This window comes from Acinetobacter lwoffii (assembly GCF_052078135.1).
In the GTDB taxonomy this organism is placed as follows: domain Bacteria; phylum Pseudomonadota; class Gammaproteobacteria; order Pseudomonadales; family Moraxellaceae; genus Acinetobacter; species Acinetobacter lwoffii_Z.
The window spans coordinates 39,580-58,811 of sequence record NZ_JBQGUZ010000021.1; the positions used below are offsets into that span (position 1 = coordinate 39,580).

The window sequence follows — 19,232 nt, forward strand, 5'->3', positions numbered from 1 at the left end:
ATACAGGATCATTGATATGTGGTTTACCCGAATTAGTGTGAAGTATCCGGTTTTCACCATTATGATGATGTTCTGTTTGATGGTACTGGGACTGGCTTCCTGGCAGCGGATGGGTATTGAAGAATTCCCTGATGTCGATTTCCCTTTTGTGGTGATCTATACCAATTATCCAGGTGCTTCTCCGGAAACGGTTGAATCGGAAATTACCAAGAAACTTGAAGATCAGATCAATACTATTTCCGGTTTGAAACAGGTGATTTCCCAGTCTAGTGAAGGCCTGTCCATCATCACTACTGAATTTAATCTGGATGTCACGTCGACCACCGCAGCTCAGGACGTGCGGGATAAAATCGCCTCTGTGACTGCTGAATTTCGTGATGAGATTCAGGAGCCGATTGTAGAACGTTATGACCCGACGGCGAATGCCGTGATGTCGATCGTATTTGAATCCGACAATATGGATGTGAAAACGCTCAGTTCCTATCTGGATCAGCGAATTGTGCCACAACTGCGCACAGTCCCGGGGGTGGGAACAGTCAATCTGCTTGGTGATGCGCAGCGCCAGATCCGGATTCAGGTGGAACCGCAAAAACTGCAAGCTTTTGGCATCGGTGTGGACAGTGTCATTAACACCTTAAAGGCCGAAAATATTGAAGTTCCAGGCGGTACGCTTAAATCGGGTAATTCGGAACTGGTCATTGAAATCAATTCCAAAGTTCTACATCCCCTTGCCTTCGGCGATCTGGTCATTGCCAATAAAAACGGCGTACCAATTTTCCTCAGACAAGTGGCCAATATTCAAGACAGTCAGGCTGAGCTGGAATCCGCTGCCTTTTTGAATGGCAAAACCGCAGTTGCGATTGATATTTTGCGTAGTTCAGATGCAAACGTCATCGAAGTAGTAGATAAGAGCTACGCAGCTTTAGAAAGTATTGAGGCGCAGCTTCCTCAAGGCACTACTTTACAAGTAGTGGTAGATTCCTCTAAAAGTATCCGCGGCACCATTGGCGATGTAGCCCGAACCATTATTGAAGGTGCGGTACTGGCTGTGCTGATTGTCCTACTTTTTCTGGGTTCTTTCCGTTCAACCGTGATTACCGGCTTAACCCTGCCCATTGCACTCTTAGGCACGCTAACCTTTATCTGGGCCTTTGGCTTTAGCATCAATATGATGACTTTGCTGGCGCTGTCCTTGAGTATTGGCCTGTTGATCGATGATGCGATTGTGGTGCGTGAAAATATTGTTCGGCATGCCGATATGGGCAAAGATCATGTGACTGCCGCGCTCGATGGCACCAAAGAAATTGGCTTAGCCGTGCTGGCCACGACACTGACCATTGTCGCCGTATTCCTGCCTGTGGCCTTTATGGGCGGAATTATTGGCCGTTTCTTCTACCAGTTCGGGGTCACGGTGAGTATGGCCGTTCTGATCTCAATGTTTGTCAGCTTTACTCTGGATCCGATGCTTTCTGCACACTGGGCAGAAAAGAAAAAAGATCCGAATAAAAAACCAGGTCGGGTGAAACGTTTCTTTAGCTGGATCTCCGGCAAGCTGGATAACTTAAGCCATGTTTATGAAAAATTATTAAAACTGGCGCTGCGCTTCAGATTGATTACTTTATTAATTGCTGTCGCTTCTTTATTTGGTGCTCTGGGATTATCCAAATTGATCGGCACCGAATTTGTACCGGTTCCGGATAAAGGCGAAATCCGGATCAAGTTTGAAACACCGGTCGATTCATCACTTGAATATTCACAGGCCAAACTGCAACAGGTGGATGAGATTATTCGGCAACATCCGGATGTCAAAGCCACCTATGGCGTGATTAATGGCGCAACCGACCGCGGTAAAAACCATGTCAGTTTACGGGTGACTGTAACTCCGCGTACCGAACGTGAAAAGACACTGAATGACCTGAATAATGAGTTCCGCCAGCGCCTGCAATCGGTGGCCGGAATCAGCATTACTTCGGTGGCATCCGCTGATGAAACCGTGTCAGGCGGTCAGAAGCCGATCATGATCTCGATCAAAGGTCCAGATCTGGATGAACTGAAAAAAATTTCCGATCGTTTTATGACTGAAATGGCGAAGATTAATGGCATTGTCGATCTAGAAACTTCATTAAAAGAACCCAAGCCGACTCTTGATGTACAGATTAATCGCGTCTTGGCCAGTGATTTAGGTTTATCGGTCAATCAGATAGCCAATGTAGTGCGTCCGCTGATTGCCGGTGATGATGTTACCACCTGGCAGGATGAAAAAGGTGAAACCTATGATGTGAATCTGCGCCTGACCGAAGACCAGCGCAGCTTGCCTAGCGATTTACAGAATATGTTTATCACCTCGAATAAAACGGATACCAATAATCAACCTATTTTGATTCCGCTTTCGAGCGTGGCCAAATTTGAAGAAAAGCTCGGCGCTTCACAAATTAACCGACGTGATCTGGCTCGTGAAGTTCTGGTCGAGGCCAATACTTCAGGACGTCCTGCAGGCGACATCGGGACGGATATCAGCCGCTTGCAAGAAAATTTCGATATGCCACCGGGTTATAGTTTCGACACTCAAGGCTCCAATGCCGACATGGCAGAATCCGCAGGTTATGCACTGACTGCGATTACCCTGTCGATTGTCTTTATCTATATTGTGCTCGGTTCACAGTTCAATAGCTTTATCCATCCTGCAGCAATTATGGCCTCACTGCCATTGTCACTGATTGGCGTGTTTCTGGCCTTGTTCCTGTTTAACTCAACCATGAACCTGTTCTCGATTATCGGCATTATTATGCTGATGGGATTGGTAACCAAGAATGCGATTCTGCTGATCGACTTTATCAAGAAAGCCATGGATCGCGGTGAAAACCGCTATGATGCGATTATTGCCGCTGGTAAAACCCGTTTGCGTCCTATTCTGATGACTACCAGCGCGATGGTCATGGGCATGGTGCCACTTTCCCTAGGGCTAGGTGAAGGTGGCGAACAAAGTGCACCGATGGCGCATGCGGTGATTGGTGGCGTGATTACCTCTACCCTGCTGACCTTGGTGGTGGTGCCGGTGATCTTTACCTACCTGGATGACTTTAAGAATTTTATGCTGCGTCAGGCACGTAAAATCATGGCATAATTTAATGCAACACAATGAGGTGACATTCCCAAATGCTCACCTCATTTTTTATTGTATAATCCCTGCTTTAACGCTTAATTTTTTAGGACAGTTTCCATGCGCGCGAGTCGCTTTTTATTTGCAACGTTAAGAGAAACCCCGAACGATGCTGAGGTTATTTCCCATCAGCTGATGCTTCGTGCCGGTATGATTCGTAAGTTGGCTTCAGGTCTATACACCTGGTTGCCGATGGGCGTTCGCGTATTAAATAAAGTTGAAGCGATCGTTCGCGAAGAAATGGACAAAGTCGGTTCACTTCAAGTCTATATGCCGGTGACTCAACCTGCATCTTTGTGGGAAGAATCAGGTCGTTATGTACAATACGGCCCTGAACTTTTACGCTTCAACGACCGCCATGGCAACCCATTTGTTCTGGGTCCGACGCATGAAGAAGTGATCACTGACCTTGCACGTAACGAATTAAAAAGCTACAAGCAATTGCCTGCAAACTTCTACCAGGTACAAACCAAATTCCGTGACGAAATTCGTCCCCGTTTTGGCGTAATGCGTTCACGTGAATTCATCATGAAAGATGCCTACTCTTTCCATGCCAACCAGGAATCACTGCAACAAACCTACGACGACATGTATGCAGCCTATTGCAAAATCTTCAACCGTCTTGGTTTAGATTTCCGTCCGGTTCAAGCAGATACCGGTTCAATCGGTGGTTCAGGTTCTCACGAATTCCACGTGCTGGCTTCAAGCGGTGAAGATGATATCGCCTTCTCGACTGAATCTGACTATGCAGCCAATATTGAAATGGCAGAAGCAGTACTTGTCGGTGAACGTGCGGCACCTACACAAGAACTCAAACTGGTAGATACACCAAATCAAAAAACCATTGCAGATGTATCAGCATTCTTGGGTACCGATCCTGCCCATTCAGTAAAAGCATTGCTTGTTCAAGGCATTGCAAAAGAGGATGGTTCCGTTCCTGTGGTTGCTTTATTCCTTCGTGGCGATCATGAACTGAATGAAATTAAAGCTGAAAAACATCCTTTAATTGCTGCACCTTTGACATTTGCTACTGAAGAACAACTTCAAGCACTTGGCTTAACTGCTGGCTTTGTCGGTCCTCAAGGTCTGGTCGAAAAAGGTATCACCGTCATTGTTGATCGTGCAGCATCTGTATTGTCTGACTTTGTTGCAGGTGCAAATGCAGCAGATCAACACGCAACAGGTGTAAACTGGGAACGTGATGCGCAGTTCACTGAAGTTTATGACCTACGTAACGTGGTTGAAGGCGATCCATCTCCAGATGGTAAAGGCACGCTTCAAATCAAACGTGGTATCGAAGTGGGTCATATCTTCCAGTTGGGTCAAAAATACTCTGAAGCTTTAGGTTGTAAAGTCTTGGGTGAAGATGGCAAACCATTCACTGTAACAATGGGGTGTTATGGTATTGGTGTAACGCGTGTAGTAGCTTCTGCAATCGAGCAGAACTTTGATGAGAAAGGCATTATCTGGCCAACTGCCATTGCACCGTTTGAAGTTGCCATTGTGCCGATGAATGCACACAAATCTCCACGAACTATGGAAGCTGCGGAAGCACTCTATGCTGAATTACAAGCTGCAGGTTTTGACGTATTACTTGATGACCGTAACGAACGTCCGGGCGTGAAATTCTCTGATCTTGAGCTGACAGGTATTCCACACCGTATTGTAATTGGCGAAAAAGGCTTAGATGCAGGTACGTTTGAATATAAAGGCCGTCGTGATGCTGAATCTGTAAATATCTCGAAAGAAGAATTATTGGCAAAAATTGCTAAATAATTTTGCTTTCTTATAAAAAATCCCGCGTAATGCGGGATTTTTTATAACTAAACTTAGCAGAATTTGTGTCCACCAAAGCAGTTCGGTTTAAAGTTCTGGCCTTGTAAAGTTAAATTAGTAAGAGGGAAATCAAGTAGCGCAGGATTTTTAATTTCCTTTACATCAAGTGCACTTCCTAGCACACAACCAAAAACCAGACTTCCACAATCTCGCACATTAGTGGTTAAATCATGGTTAATTCCTGCAATAGTTTGCTTTAAAACAGCATCTGAAATTGGCACACTATATGAAGGTGAAATACTTCCTAAATCCACTTCATCTTCCATTGCCAGCCACCACCCTTGTTTTGCCGCGACTGCTGCACCAGGCCATAAAATGCTTTGGGATTGCAAGGAGAGTGAAGCTGGATTATTTAAATATAAAGCATGAATAAGTCCGAGATTTTGTTTAACGGTAATGTCTGTCTGTAGCCCGGTTAAGTAGCCTGTAATATCTTTATCTAATTTTAATGCTCCATCCAATAATTCTGCTTTTAATGGTCCTTTAAAATCAATACGACCTACTGTCCCTGTCCCTTTTAGTACAACTTCTTTCATTCTTGTTCCTGACACTATCGTAGCAGGAATAGTAAAAGGTGCTGTTGTAGAATTTAACTGGAAAGCATAATTGCTAGATGTGTAATGTAAATCCAGAGGTAATGGTTGACCTAATATAGTGCCTTTTACCGTGCCCTCAATATTCATTCCAGTTGCAGCATAATCCATGACACGAGGAGCCGTTGTTGCAACTCCTGATGAGGATTTTGTTTTCATATAACCACTGAAACTGTTAATACCATTTGGTGTAGCACTATTTTCTGTCCCCATTGTCAATAGACCCGAAATCTTTTCCGCACTTAAACGAAAACCTAAAACTTCACGTGTAGACGCCTGATTTGGATTTTTTATGGCAAATTGTACAAATGGATTAGTAATCAGAGCTGAGGTCGCGGCACGATCCGCACCATTTGTAGGATTACCACTTAAGGCTATATGATCAATATCAATATCACAGCCGGTTGCACCATTAACACCGCCACACCCGAGCTGTAGCTTTTTTATATTGGCATTAATTTCCATCTCGGCTTCCAAGCCTAATTTATAAAATGAGATATTACTCTGGTCATAAGTAGCTCCTAGATTATCCATCTGGTTAAATCCAGACTGAACCTCCATTGACAATAAAGCCTGCCCATTGACTTCTGAGAGCTCTTGGTCTTCCAATGAGGTTAATGCAGATACCTGGCCACTTAGGCCCATCATAGCTACCACTAGACTTTTTAATATTATTTTTTTCATTTTTCTCACCCTGATTTTTAGCGTGGTGTGATTCCCATCGTGCTACGAATGGTTCCACCAGTCAATGCAATACTTGCCATGTTTTGCATATTGCCATTGGTCGCCATGGCAAAATTGGTTTTAAATGGTGTTGCAATATTATTTTCATAATTGAGTTTGACCTGATTATCCAAAGTCACTGTATCTGCACTGACACGAACTTTTGCTTTGACACCCAAATGACCTTCCATCCGGTTAAAGTTAATTGACGAAGTTTTTAATACCCCGGCTGAATCAATATCTTCATTGGCAATACTAAAATAGCTGCCCAGATTATCTTTATTTGCAGTTTCTTCTGCGGTAAGGGGTCTAAATTTAAAATTTGCATCAAATGACAGGAAGTTGGTATCTGGTGAATCGCTGGTCGGATCCACTCCTGGAATGATGAGGAGCTCGCCGTTTCCATCAAGTTTAAAAGCAATATTAGTCAGGACATCATCACGTTTAGAAAAATTATCATGAGGCACATAGCTTCCGCATTTAGTGACCGATGCATTGGTACAATTATATTTAGATCCTGGTAATTGACCAATCGCAAGCTCAGCTTTAGCTCCAATCAGCAGTTTATCGGCACGAATATAAATACCTTCATCTTTATAACTAATAATCCCTTCCGACTTGATCAAAGCATCGATATTCCTAAAACCGGCATAATAGTTAACTGCCTCACCATGATCGCCATTTTTACCATCAATCAATATAATCGAGGTTGTGCTTGGCAAACCGGTTTTCTTGTCAATTCCATAGCCTTCTGTAGATGCCATAATGTTATAAGCAATTGCTTGCTTATTGTCTGTTCCATAAGTCGTTCCAGACAACGCAACATTGGCATTTAAATTATAAATAGGAATACCGATTCCCCATGAACCACCATCGCCACCAATTTCCGCCAAAGAGTTATCTGATATAAAACGTGCTTTCGCAGCAATAGACTGAAAATCCATTCCACGTACGGCGATATAAGCAAAATCTTCTCCATTCGTGGTGGTACTGAGTGTCTGTTTAAGTACAATGCTACTACTACCTAAAGTCTTTTGCATATTTTCATTGATTATGAAATCGAGACTTTTTGCAGTAATGGTATTTATATATATATTTCCAAAGTCGATATAAGCATTTTTACCATGTAAGGCACCGGCAGCAGTACGTGTAGTCAATGGTCTGAGCTTGGAAAATTGCACCGCATGGCTTCCCTTACCGGTATGACCAATCTCAAGTGTTGTAGGTGCCATAGTTGCTGGAAGCCCGGTACTATTAGCACCTGTAAAATCTGCAGACAAGCCTAGATTTAACCCACCTTCTCCGACCAGGCCACTGTAACCTGTAGCAGCTTTGTCCTGACGTTCTAGTACACCATTCACCTTGTTACTAACATCAAAAGTACCTATCTGGGTTTGATCGGCACTCATCGATAATCTTGCGTTAGTGACTGCACCCGAAGCCCCTAAACGCATAATATTTTTACGTTCATTATTTGGCGTGTTATAACGCAAGTCAATATTAACCCCTGGATTGGTCGGATTAACCCGGTCAGCCGTGATATCGGTCATATCTTCAGCACGCTTTAGATCCACATAATGATCTTGACTGCCATTTCGTGTGGTCAGTACCACGCCTTCATCCGGGTCAATGTACATATATCCTTGACCCGCGAAGTTAAAGTTAAAGTCATTCAAAATCAGACTATTTTCACCTAATTTATGACTAATCGTGGCATTTTTAAGTTGAAAATCGATACTGGCAATTGAATCTTTATTAAATAGACCTGCACTGGTTTGTAATAGCACACTAAGCGGTGTAGAGGTACTAATCCCTAATGCCCCCAAACTTTGATTAGATTGAGTACCCGCAGTCCGAATACTATTCGCAGATTGACTACATGGATTGGTCGTACAGGCGATCTTTACCAATTTTAAATCTGCAGTGGCTTGAAAGGGTGAAACACTTGCAGCTAGCCGAAGTCCTGCCCCTTGTGAAGTGGCACCTACATCTATTTCAAGTTGACTAATGATTGGTTTATTATCTTTTCCAATAATCTCAACATTATGTAGACCTAAGCCCATTTTAGTATTGGCAGTTGGATTTGGATCATACCAATTGGCTTGAGCAATACTGGCTTTAGAGATTTCATGAGTAATCACCATACCATCTTGTCCAGTGACTTCACTCAATTCCTGCTCTTCAATAGTTTCAAGTGCATAACCTTGTTGTATAAGACACATGCATACCGTTAGCAATTTCAACTTTATTGTTGTTTTTTTCATTTTTATATCCTTATGCTGTACTTGACGTTGTTACTAACAACGACTTTGTGCCCCACCTGTACAGTTATAACCAAATATTTTCAAATTGCCTGACGTATGCAGATTTCCATGAACGTTCAACCCCATAAATCCTTTTTCAGCACCTTTATCAAATGAAGGAACATCTTGGGGCGCGGTTGTATAAGTTCCATCGGCATTATAGGTACGCCCTGTATACGTACTATAAACACCTGTATTGGCATAACCTTCCAAGGCGCCAGCACCTGTACCCGTTTCAATGGAAACTGTATTAAAGCCTAAATTACGGATCTTTAAAGGCTGGTGATCATAAAAGGTAATTTGCATCGCCGTTTGTGGTTCATTACGATGATTAATGATGGTTGTCCCATCAATTGAAAACTTATCAATCTGAATCGTGCCTTGAATGCCTTTAAAGACTAACCACTTTTTATTTCCATTGGCATCGACATGGTTATTCGGCGCTATTGCCAGACGGCAAAATTGTTTTGTTGCTCCACAAGCGGTGGGATCTAGAACATAAAATACTTCGAGCGGGTTGCCACTTCCATCAAGCCGAGAAATTTTATCTTTACTTAAATCTGTCGCATAAATATGGTTTAAAGATAAAGTCCAGTTAAGATCTGCTCCGCCTTGCCCCACTGTATTGGTTAATGCTTGCTGATCAAGGGCTTCCAATCCGGCAAAACTGGTCATAGAGGTACATAATAATGCACAGAGTGTTACTAATTTGGACATTCTTATACTTCCTTATAGACCAGTTGTTCTAATTTTCAGATGCTGAATCAGGACCCCATCAATGACAGCAGATCCAAAATTCTTACTTACACCATCAGTATTTTTGAATACGATTCCTGTTGAATTCACCCCATCCTTGGCGCGCAGCATATTTGTCCCTGAGATACGCTCTGTAGTCCCTATTGAGATGCTACTGTGAGTCGCATTACGCCCTTGATAAAGTGCGGTGGTATCTGACACATTATTTTTAATCGGTGTACCACAACTATAGACATTACAGGTCGAACCCTTTAAATCTGTTGTACCCAGTCCGTCCCCATAATTTTGATAAATTTGACTATAAATAGCAGGAATATTGGGAATACGTGTCACTTCTAAAATAATATTATTGCCTTCTGAACCGACAACGAAAGGCTGGTACATATTACCAAGCACCAAATTAATATTTGGACTATAGAGATATAAACCCTCAGAATCATGAAATATAGGAGCATCACTTCCATTCAAGGCCGGGGTCGGGACATTACCATCAAGTGCATCTGTTTTTGCTGCGGTACTGAGACGAATACCTTTACTGTTAAGATTACTATCGCTACTGCTTAGATTTTCTGGTCGATCATTGGTATTCAGACGAACAATACTCGCCATACCTAATGTTTGGCTGTAATTCTTATTATCAGATTCTAAGGTTTGAAATAACCGAACTTGCGAGCCATTAAAACTCAGACCATTGGCAACAAATTGGGTTCTTAATCGGTAATCCGTATCAAGTCCTGATATTGGCCCACCTGTTATAGGATCTACAAGATTAGAGGAGTTAAGCTCACGTGCAAAAATATCACTCCAGAAGCCTAGCTTGATATTATTATCATTTTCGACCCCTGCAATTGGACTTAATGGGGCTTCCAAAGCAATATAGCCTACATCTTTAGCAGCGTCCTTAAACTGTTTGACGTTTTCAGTTCCTGCCCGGAATAACCAAGGATTATCTGCTGATCCCCAGCTAAAACCCTGATTACTGTATCGTGTGCTTAAAGAACCATCGCTTTTCGATAATGCCAGACCATAAATAAATACATCGGCTTTAGTTCTTAAAGTGCTCACAGAGCTTTTAGCAGCTTCAGTTTTAGCAGCCTGATATGCTCTAGCAATGATTTCAGCCATAGCAGCACTATCTGCATCTTTCATCATTCCGGCTAGAGCAGCTTCCAATTTTTTGTTGTATTCTGCTTTAACTAGTTCAATAATTCTTGCATCTACAATTGCTCCAATAATATTCTGCCTATCAACCGCCGTACTCCATTCAGTATTTGGAATCTGCTGATTAGCATTTTGCCCATATAGAAATTGAATCATTTCAAGGGTATTTAAATTTGCATATTCATCAGACTTATTTGGTCGCAGTGGCGTTAATTCATATTCTGTTGTGCCATCATGCTTGATATCATAATCAATACCTGGTGAGGTATTACCTGCACCATTATAATAATCATCACGACGTTGGTCATAATAGGCTTTCATAAAGTCTGTATTATAATAATAATCAACTAATTCTTGCTTAAATGCGTCCCGGTTAGCTTGTGTGTCATAAGTATTCTTAATCGTATTATAGTTATCATTATAAAAATCAGTTTTTAAGGTATCAAAGGCTTGCTGATACTCAGTTGCATAATTCTGCGTTCTTTCAACATGAAAAGCATTATCATATGTAGATTTATAAACTTTGTCGTATACACGCTGCCCAAGTTGGTTGTAATTCTCACCCGTCGGGATAATACGAATAAAGCCTGTATCTGCTTGTCCGGGGTTTTCAATGCCTCTGGCATAACTAGAACTAGCAGAAAGATCTTTAGGACCTTGAAACACCATTTTAAAATCATCAAGTACCAGCGCAACACCCTCACCGGTGGTGTCAGAAAGAGAAGAATCTGATAATTCCTGCATCGCATGTGCAGAAGGCAACAGGCTGAAACCGATTGTCATCGCCAAATAACTTTTGCGAAATTTAAATATATCTTTTATCTGAGCCATCTCACTCTTTCCTTTTTATTCGATGCTCCGCACCTTATGCTTCAGCTTCCCAGCCGCCAATCTTTGATTTTTTATAATGCATCGCATCTTTTTTATGGTTATGCGGAATCCATTATGCTGATTTTTGATACAGATGCCAAAGCCAATTAGGCGAAAAATAGCAGTTTCCGATGAATGAAAATCTCAAAAAAATAAACGGGACATAAAGTCCCGTCATTCAATATTTTAAAACAATTAGGTCTTCGGCAAAGTAACGCCTGTCTGACCTTGATATTTACCACCACGATCTTTATATGAGGTTTCACAGACTTCATCAGATTCAAAAAACAGCATCTGCGCTACACCTTCACCTGCATAAATACGCGCAGGAAGATTGGTAGTATTTGAAAACTCTAAAGTGACGTGTCCTTCCCACTCTGGCTCAAGCGGAGTCACGTTAACAATGATGCCACAACGCGCATAAGTAGACTTGCCCAAGCACACGGTCAAGACATTACGTGGAATGCGGAAATATTCGATAGTACGCGCCAAAGCAAACGAGTTAGGCGGAATGATACAGACATCCGACTCGATATCAATAAAGCTGCGTTCATCAAAGTTCTTCGGATCGACAATTGCAGAATGCACATTGGTGAATACTTTAAATTCACGTGCACAACGCACGTCATAACCATAGCTGGATACGCCATACGAAATCAGCTTTTGACCATTTTCATCCAAACGTACCTGGTTTTCTGCATACGGTTCAATCATGCCGTGTTTTTCGCTCATTTCGCGAATCCAACGATCAGACTTAATTGCCATTGATATAATCCAAAAATCTTAAGAACAAGTTATTGCGACTTACTTTAACTGAAATTGACACTAATGAAAATAAGTGAAAGGCTTAGAGCTAAAGTTGCCAAAAAATTGCTGATTGAGATCAGCTTATAAACTTAAAAGTGCAGAATAGCTTAAAGGAATGGAAAAGCTCATTAATACCAGCGAAGCCGTTTTCTGCAGGTTTTTCTGATTGAGCCAGCGACTGTTTTTTCTGGCCAGGATTGAACCCAGAAAAGTCCAGAAGAATGCAATCGGGATCAACAGAAGCAAGAAAACCAGCATATGAGTCACATAATGTTGGCCGCTTTTCCAGACAATGACAGGAAAAATCGCTGAGGCAAATAAAAGTGCTTTAGGATTAAGCAAGGTTGCCAAAAATAATTCTCGTGCGCGAATCGAGACATTTTCAAGATTTTCGCTTATTTCTGCAGTCCGCCATAATTTCACAGCGAGAAATAGAATATAGCCAGCACTAAAAAGTTTGAGAATGGTCGGTAAAAGCGGAAGATGAACGGAAATTTTTCCGATCAGAATGCCCCATAAGCTAATGGCAATTAGATAACCAAAGGCTTCCGCAGGAATTAAACGAAATGTTTTTTTAAATCCGACCTGAATGCCTGAAGATGCCAATAAGGTATTGGTTGGGCCTGGTGTTAAAAGAATGGTTGCCACTAAACCAATAAAAAACCATGAAATCATAGTTTGACCTCGCTCTAATCCGAGTAGCATAGAAGAATTCGGTCAGTGCTGCAAAAAAATAATTGTAAGAGAACATATGATCTAAAATTTAAATTTATTTATTTTAATTAATTCAAATGTTTATATAAGCTTTCAGGATAAACACCCGATAGTCATTTCAGTCAATTTCGATCATTTAAATCGAGCTAATTTTAAAAATAAGAAATAAGAAATAAGAAGCCCTAGCTTTTAGCTAAGGCTTAAATATCTGAATTGTCTGTAGAATTAAAAAATTCGACTATGGTCTTTCTCTGCTTTAGGTAACTGCGCTGCAATTTTCTCTGCAATCAGCATATAGCTTTCTGCAGCAGCATCTCCCGCGATCACTGACGGCGTTCCAGCATCGGCATTTTCACGAATTTTAGCATCCAAAGGTAAACGACCCAATAATGGGACTTGATATTGCTCAGACAGTTTATCGCCACCGCCTGTACCAAAAATCTGTTCCTCAAAACCACAATTTGAGCAGATATGGGTCGACATGTTTTCAATCACGCCCATGATCGGAATCTGCACGCGGTTAAACAATTCAATGCCTTTGGTCGCATCCAGCAAGGCCACGTTTTGTGGCGTTGTCACAATTACTGCGCCCGTTACCGGAATACGCTGCGCGAGAGTTAACTGGATATCACCTGTGCCAGGTGGCATATCAATCATCAGCACATCAAGGTCTGGCCATAGGGTCTGATTGAATAACTGCATTAATGCACCCGTGGCTTTTGGACCACGCCAGGCGACTGGAGTATTGTGATCTCCAGTTAAATGGCCAATTGATAATACCGCCATCCCATAGGCTTCGATAGGGACAAACTGCTCTGCTTCGATCATTGGCGTTTTGCCGGCATTGCCGAGCATAGTCGGAATACTTGGGCCGTAAATATCGGCATCTAGTACGCCTACGCGCAGGCCTAATTTCTGTAGAGCCAAAGCCAGATTTACAGTCGTGGTCGATTTACCTACGCCACCTTTACCAGATGACACCAGAATCACATTTTGAATCCTTGGGTGTTTTGGAACATCACGCTGTTGCGGCGCAGCTTTTTGAATAGGTGGATTATTTGGATCAGCTTCTTCTGTTTTTGCAGGCTGTGCCGACGCATCAACCACAGGGGGAAGATTGGGTTTTGCTTCCGCTTTAGGCTCGCTTGAACAGTTTTCACCTTCAGCATGGTTATGCCCGCAACCCCCTTCTTTCTTATGTCCAGTTTTCTGCTGAATCACATGCATATTCAGTTCTTGAATACCACATTTTTGCAAAGCTTCCGCCAGTTCATCATGAATCTGTTGCAGCTGCGCTTTTTCTTCTGGATAGGTATTCAAAGTGATTTGCAGAATCTCACCCTGTACATTGACCTGCGTAATACGATCTTTCAAGGCATTGCTGGAATTTGGCAAGATATAGTTTTGCAGTACGTTTTGCACAGCTTCTTCGTTCACCTCCTTGGAAGGCGAAAAAACCGATTTAAGCGAAGAAAGCCAAGACATAGGTTACTCCAAAAATGTAGATCGACATCTGAATCGCTTAGTTTAACGGGGTTTTAGGCGAAGGTTAAGCACTGTATTGGAGAAGATGAAACAGATATCTTCAATTTCCAACCATTTTACTCGGTTTTGTGAAATATTTTATGGAATCTTGGTGAATAGAAATAATGAAAGAAAAGAGAGATGGACTATTTTGATGTAATAAATTTTTTTACTGATCTTATGCGATCAAGCCACTTTAACCCTCTGTAATTAAAGTGGCTCCCTGATCACAGACTATTTATGATTTTTATTGTTTTCAGATTTGTCCTGTTGATCCTTAGTATTTTTATCCTGATCTTGTTTCGATTCATCCTTTTTGGACTGAGAGTTGCTTTCTGAATCTGTATCTTTGGCATCTTGCTGCTGATTAGAATCACCTTCCTTCGATTGATTATCTTTCATTTTATTCATCGTATCAGTTGCCATCTGTTTCAGCTCAGCGAACTTAACCGAGGCTTCGCTGAATAAATCTGTGATTTTCTGTCTGGTATCTTCAAACTTATGCATGGCTTCATCTTTTAAATTTGCCATACCTGCCTGCTGATCGGTCTGACCATCTTTAGCATTTTGTTTATCTGACTTGTTAGATGATTTATCTTGAGAGGCATGATCCGCTTTGGTCTTTTTCGCATCATCCGAACCTTGCTCAGCATTTTGCTGGTTGTCAGATTTGCCATGTTTCAGCTCATTCAGAAGCTTTTCACCTTTTTGCAATAGCTCTTCACCGATCGCTATCGCTTTGGCTTTTAAGTCATCCATCTTAAAGCTTTCAGTTTTTTTATCGGACTGATTCTCTTGAGAACTGTCTTTTTGCGTTGATTGCTCAGCATTTTCATCTTTACCGTTATGCTGGGTATCAGACTTCTGATCAGCATGGGTCTGGGCACTTTGCCCGTTCTTATGTTCCTGATTATGCTGTTTATCCAGCTCGTTTTGCTTTTGCTCTTTTGCAAGCTGATCATTCAATTCGCGTGCATGTTGTTCTTTATCTTGATTTTGCTTCGACGTATTGTTTTGGTTCTGCTGAGTCATGAGGTACCCTCCTTAGGCATATCATATAAACAATCAGCCATTTTTTTAGCACAAAGCATCACGCGAATCGGGCGAAGTAAGCAAACTGCAACAAAGCCTGTACAAGTTGTTGCTATTGTTTGCAGGATGTAGCATGAGCTGAGTCAAATCTGTATTGAAAAGCTATATGCTAAAGATGATGCAGGCTTTTGTATTCGGGCTGTCCAAGTCCATCTATTCGCAGGGTTTCAGCAAAGCATTTCTTTGTAATCCCCTCGGCATCATGTAAAATTATGGCCCATTGCATAATGAATACGAATGAGAGAGTGAATCCGTGCGTAAAATTTTAGTCACCAATGCCCTTCCTTACGCCAATGGCCCGATTCATATGGGTCACTTACTTGGCTATATCCAAGCAGATATTTGGGTACGTGCCATGCGTGCGATGGGTCATGATGTGACTTATGTCTGTGCGGATGATGCTCACGGAACCGCGATCATGCTACGTGCCGAAGCGAATGGCATTTCACCTGAAGCGCAAATTGCCAATGTGCAAAAAGAACACATTCGTGACTTTGACGGTTTCGGTGTGCATTTCGATCATTATGATTCTACACATAGCGATACCAACCGTGCCCGTGCATCTGAAATCTATGTGAAAAACCGTGATGCTGGCAATATTGCAGTTCGCCCGGTGACCCAGCTTTTTGATCCTGAAAAAGGCATGTTTCTGTCAGACCGTTTCATTAAAGGCACCTGTCCGAAATGTAAAGCGGAAGATCAGTACGGCGACTCATGTGAAGTCTGCGGTGCAACTTATAATGCGACAGAATTGTTGAATCCGCATTCCACTTTAAGTGGCGCAACTCCAGTCGAAAAATCATCTGATCATTACTTCTTTAAATTGCCAAATTTTGGTGAATACCTGCAAAAATGGACTCGTGATGAAGGTCGCTTGCCGGTATCGATTGCCAACAAGCTGGACGAATGGTTTGAAAATGGCTTGAACGACTGGGACATCTCACGTGATGCGCCATACTTCGGTTTTGAAATTCCAGATGCGCCAAACAAATATTTCTATGTTTGGGTGGATGCGCCGATTGGTTATATGTCGAGCTTTGAAAACTACATCAAAACCAAACGTCCTGAATTGAATTTTGATGACTACTGGAAAAAAGATTCTGAAAATGAGGTCTATCACTTCATTGGTAAAGACATCGTGTATTTCCATGCTCTGTTCTGGCCGGCAATGCTTGAAGGTGCAAACTACCGCACGCCATCAGGCTTATTCGTGAATGGTTTCTTGACTGTCAATGGCCAAAAGATGTCAAAATCTCGCGGCACATTTATTAAAGCGGAAACCTATTTAGAGCATTTAAATCCTGAATATCTACGCTATTACTTCGCGTCGAAACTTTCTGACAAAGTTGAAGATTCTGACCTGAACCTTGATGATTTCGTTCAGAAAGTAAATTCAGATTTGGTCGGTAAAGTCGTGAATATTGCCAGCCGTTGTGCAAAATTCATTAACACCAAGTTTGATAACAAGTTAAGCACGACATGTGCTGAACCTGAATTGGTACAAAGCTTTATTGATGCCGGTAGTTCAATTGCTCAAGCTTATGAAGCACGTGAATTCTCTGCGGCGATTCGTGAAATCATGGCACTGGCAGACAAAGCCAACCAGTACATCGACGAGAAAAAGCCTTGGGCACTTGCTAAGCAAGAAGGTCAGGAACAACAGGTTCATGATGTATGTTCTGTGGGGATCAACCTGTTCCGTCAATTGGCAGTTTACTTGGCTCCTGTATTGCCGACACTAGCTCAACAGGTTCAAGATTTCTTGCAACTTGAAAGCTTCGATTTTGCTTCTCGCAAAACCATTCTAGTGGGTCATGAAATTGCATTGTTCCAACCCTTAATGCAACGTGTAGATCCAAAAGCGGTTGCTGCCATGGTGGATGCATCTAAAGATTCTTTAGCTGCTCCTGCTGCTGAACCAGCAAAAGCTGAGAAGAAAAAAGAGAAGAAGATTGAAAAGAAAGCTGAACCTAAAGTCGGTGAAGCTGAAATCATTAATATTGATGATTTTATGAAAGTTGACCTGCGTGTGGCTGAAGTTTTGGAAGCGGCTACGGTTGAAGGTTCTGACAAACTGCTTCAACTCACTTTAAACGTTGGTGAAGCTGAGCCACGTAATGTGTTCAGTGGTATTCGTGAGTTTTACCAACCTGAAGACTTAAAAGGTAAACTGGTGGTGATGGTGGCAAACCTTGCGCCACGTAAAATGCGTTTTGGGATCTCTAACGGTATGGTGCTAGCTGCGGGTAATGGCGACGGTGTTTGGGTGATTTCACCTGAATCTGGTGCTAAACCGGGTGATAAAGTGTCTTAAGATTTCCATTTTAAGCAAAGAAAGCCTCTACTGATGTAGGGGCTTTTTTATTGGACTATATTTCCCTCATCCTTGCCTTCTCCCAGAGGGAGAAGGAGTTTTTATTACTAAATAAATTTCAGGATGTTCCCTCTCCTTTTAGGAGAGGGTCAGGGAGAGGTAAATTTAGACACTATTATCAAGTACTGATATATTGCGTTAAATTTAATTACTTTAAAAAAAATATGAATAACTTTATTAAATACTTATGCCTATACATTCCTTTAATTCTTATAGGAATTAGTATTTTAGGATCAATTTTTATTTTTTCCAACCAAACATTCAATTTTGGAAGCTCTAAGATAATTGATGCTAATTTATCTGCTCAATTCGGTAATTTATATGGTGGACTAATTGGAACTATACTTAGTGCGTCTAGTGTATTTCTTTTAATTTACACAATATTCCACCAAAAAATTGAAACGCAAAAAAATAATTTAGAGAATAATTTTTTTAAAATGCTTGATTATCACAATCAACATTTGAATTACATATGCATTCCTCATCTAAATGCTGAAAAAGGAATGGTTGAGGGGAAAAAGGGCTTTTATACAATTTAAAATTCAGTTTAAAAATATATTGGAAATTACCCAGGCTACATTAGATCATAGAAATATTAACTATACACAAGATGACTTAGTTGACATCAGTTATATTATTTTTTATTACGGCTTAGAGGGCTCGTGGACTACATTCATTCTTAATAAATGCAAAAAGTATCATTTTATTAATTCAGTTACACTTAAGGAAATCCAACAAAAACTTAATCAGAAAATTGATAAAAAACTAGTGAGAGCAAATCAAACATACCTAAGCTCTTATTTTAAAAATATGTATAATGCAATAAAAATGATCGATGAAAGCGATATTTTAACTCTAGAAGAAAAGAAAAATTTAATAAAAATACTACGCGCTCAGCTTTCTAACCCTGAATTATATATTCTCTTTTTTAATATTATCTTAAGATTTGGTAAAAAATGGATTGAGAACAACTTCATTGAAAAATATGAACTAATTAAAAATATTCCATATGATTACTGTGAAGGATACGACCCTAAAATATATTTTTCATCGATCGAGTTTGAAGAAGATGAATATTGATTCAATTGCTCTGCGACATGAATGTCGCCCGTTTGTTAGGGGTAAATGGGCGTGGCCTCTAACGAAAAGAAGGATTTTGTTACTTTTGCCCTGACAAAAGTAAATAGGAAATATACTTTGATGGTTATTAGGGTGTGTTGACACTTTTAGCTTAAAAAAATAGCGAAGTAGTAAAATCAAATCGCCAAACCCAATTTTACTATTCGCTATGCCTCGTACCATGCTGACAGATCAACACT

General features: G+C 41.2%; 13 protein-coding genes. 5 read left to right on the forward strand and 8 right to left on the reverse strand.

Translation table 11 applies throughout. The features are described from left to right. Window positions 1-16 precede the first annotated feature (16 nt). Together ACTL4S_RS13060 and ACTL4S_RS13065 are read left to right on the forward strand one after the other, a co-directional pair. Complete coding sequence (locus ACTL4S_RS13060) at window positions 17-3,124, forward strand: efflux RND transporter permease subunit (protein ID WP_441299479.1); 3,108 nt, start codon at window positions 17-19, stop codon at window positions 3,122-3,124. A 96-nt stretch (window positions 3,125-3,220) separates the two neighbouring features. After that, window positions 3,221-4,936, forward strand: coding sequence for a proline--tRNA ligase (locus ACTL4S_RS13065; protein WP_253112213.1), 1,716 nt, complete (start codon window positions 3,221-3,223; stop codon window positions 4,934-4,936). Between the two features lie 53 nt (window positions 4,937-4,989). Here the strand turns inward: ACTL4S_RS13065 and ACTL4S_RS13070 are convergent, their stop codons facing one another. From ACTL4S_RS13070 to ACTL4S_RS13105, 8 genes are all read right to left on the reverse strand, one after another. Beyond that, window positions 4,990-6,273 carry a hypothetical protein gene (locus ACTL4S_RS13070; RefSeq protein ID WP_005106243.1) on the reverse strand — a complete coding sequence of 428 codons (1,284 nt, stop codon included), beginning with the start codon at window positions 6,271-6,273 and terminating at the stop codon, window positions 4,990-4,992. A gap of 17 nt (window positions 6,274-6,290) precedes the next feature. Next, entirely contained in the window at window positions 6,291-8,576 is a 2,286-nt protein-coding gene (locus ACTL4S_RS13075) for a hypothetical protein (protein ID WP_441299480.1), read from the reverse strand. Window positions 8,577-8,609: 33 nt separating this feature from the next. After that, window positions 8,610-9,332: a hypothetical protein gene (locus tag ACTL4S_RS13080; RefSeq protein WP_005247854.1), complete on the reverse strand. Its 723-nt coding sequence runs from the start codon at window positions 9,330-9,332 to the stop codon at window positions 8,610-8,612. A 12-nt stretch (window positions 9,333-9,344) separates the two neighbouring features. Beyond that, window positions 9,345-11,363 (reverse strand): hypothetical protein, encoded by a 2,019-nt coding sequence (locus ACTL4S_RS13085; RefSeq protein ID WP_441299481.1) that lies wholly within the window; start codon window positions 11,361-11,363, stop codon window positions 9,345-9,347. Window positions 11,364-11,597: 234 nt separating this feature from the next. Beyond that, window positions 11,598-12,167: a dCTP deaminase gene (gene dcd / locus ACTL4S_RS13090; protein WP_004280726.1), complete on the reverse strand. Its 570-nt coding sequence runs from the start codon at window positions 12,165-12,167 to the stop codon at window positions 11,598-11,600. Window positions 12,168-12,290: 123 nt separating this feature from the next. Then, window positions 12,291-12,884 (reverse strand): LysE family translocator, encoded by a 594-nt coding sequence (locus ACTL4S_RS13095; RefSeq protein ID WP_004732019.1) that lies wholly within the window; start codon window positions 12,882-12,884, stop codon window positions 12,291-12,293. Between the two features lie 264 nt (window positions 12,885-13,148). Further along, window positions 13,149-14,408 (reverse strand): iron-sulfur cluster carrier protein ApbC, encoded by a 1,260-nt coding sequence (apbC, locus tag ACTL4S_RS13100; RefSeq protein WP_004645854.1) that lies wholly within the window; start codon window positions 14,406-14,408, stop codon window positions 13,149-13,151. Between the two features lie 273 nt (window positions 14,409-14,681). After that, a complete protein-coding gene (locus tag ACTL4S_RS13105) occupies window positions 14,682-15,479 on the reverse strand; it encodes a putative sodium/potassium/calcium exchanger (RefSeq protein ID WP_441299482.1) in 798 nt (265 codons plus the stop codon). A gap of 313 nt (window positions 15,480-15,792) precedes the next feature. On the opposite strand from ACTL4S_RS13105, the gene metG reads away from it, so the two are divergent. From metG to ACTL4S_RS13120, 3 genes are read left to right on the forward strand one after another with little or no spacing between them, the layout of a single operon-like run. Next, window positions 15,793-17,853: a methionine--tRNA ligase gene (gene metG / locus ACTL4S_RS13110; protein WP_005247863.1), complete on the forward strand. Its 2,061-nt coding sequence runs from the start codon at window positions 15,793-15,795 to the stop codon at window positions 17,851-17,853. Between the two features lie 50 nt (window positions 17,854-17,903). Further along, window positions 17,904-18,452, forward strand: coding sequence for a hypothetical protein (locus tag ACTL4S_RS13115; RefSeq protein WP_253148398.1), 549 nt, complete (start codon window positions 17,904-17,906; stop codon window positions 18,450-18,452). After that, a complete protein-coding gene (locus ACTL4S_RS13120) occupies window positions 18,403-18,993 on the forward strand; it encodes a putative phage abortive infection protein (protein ID WP_253148399.1) in 591 nt (196 codons plus the stop codon). The genes ACTL4S_RS13115 and ACTL4S_RS13120 overlap by 50 nt, the downstream gene beginning before the upstream one ends. Window positions 18,994-19,232 lie beyond the last annotated feature (239 nt).

Coding starts and splice junctions, on each gene's coding strand:
- ACTL4S_RS13060 (WP_441299479.1), top strand. CDS start 17: ATGTGGTTTACCCGAATTAGTGTGAAGTATCCGGTTTTCACCATTATG.
- ACTL4S_RS13065 (WP_253112213.1), top strand. CDS start 3,221: ATGCGCGCGAGTCGCTTTTTATTTGCAACGTTAAGAGAAACCCCGAAC.
- ACTL4S_RS13070 (WP_005106243.1), bottom strand. CDS start 6,273: ATGAAAAAAATAATATTAAAAAGTCTAGTGGTAGCTATGATGGGCCTA.
- ACTL4S_RS13075 (WP_441299480.1), bottom strand. CDS start 8,576: ATGAAAAAAACAACAATAAAGTTGAAATTGCTAACGGTATGCATGTGT.
- ACTL4S_RS13080 (WP_005247854.1), bottom strand. CDS start 9,332: ATGTCCAAATTAGTAACACTCTGTGCATTATTATGTACCTCTATGACC.
- ACTL4S_RS13085 (WP_441299481.1), bottom strand. CDS start 11,363: ATGGCTCAGATAAAAGATATATTTAAATTTCGCAAAAGTTATTTGGCG.
- dcd (WP_004280726.1), bottom strand. CDS start 12,167: ATGGCAATTAAGTCTGATCGTTGGATTCGCGAAATGAGCGAAAAACAC.
- ACTL4S_RS13095 (WP_004732019.1), bottom strand. CDS start 12,884: ATGATTTCATGGTTTTTTATTGGTTTAGTGGCAACCATTCTTTTAACA.
- apbC (WP_004645854.1), bottom strand. CDS start 14,408: ATGTCTTGGCTTTCTTCGCTTAAATCGGTTTTTTCGCCTTCCAAGGAG.
- ACTL4S_RS13105 (WP_441299482.1), bottom strand. CDS start 15,479: ATGACTCAGCAGAACCAAAACAATACGTCGAAGCAAAATCAAGATAAA.
- ACTL4S_RS13120 (WP_253148399.1), top strand. CDS start 18,403: ATGCTGAAAAAGGAATGGTTGAGGGGAAAAAGGGCTTTTATACAATTT.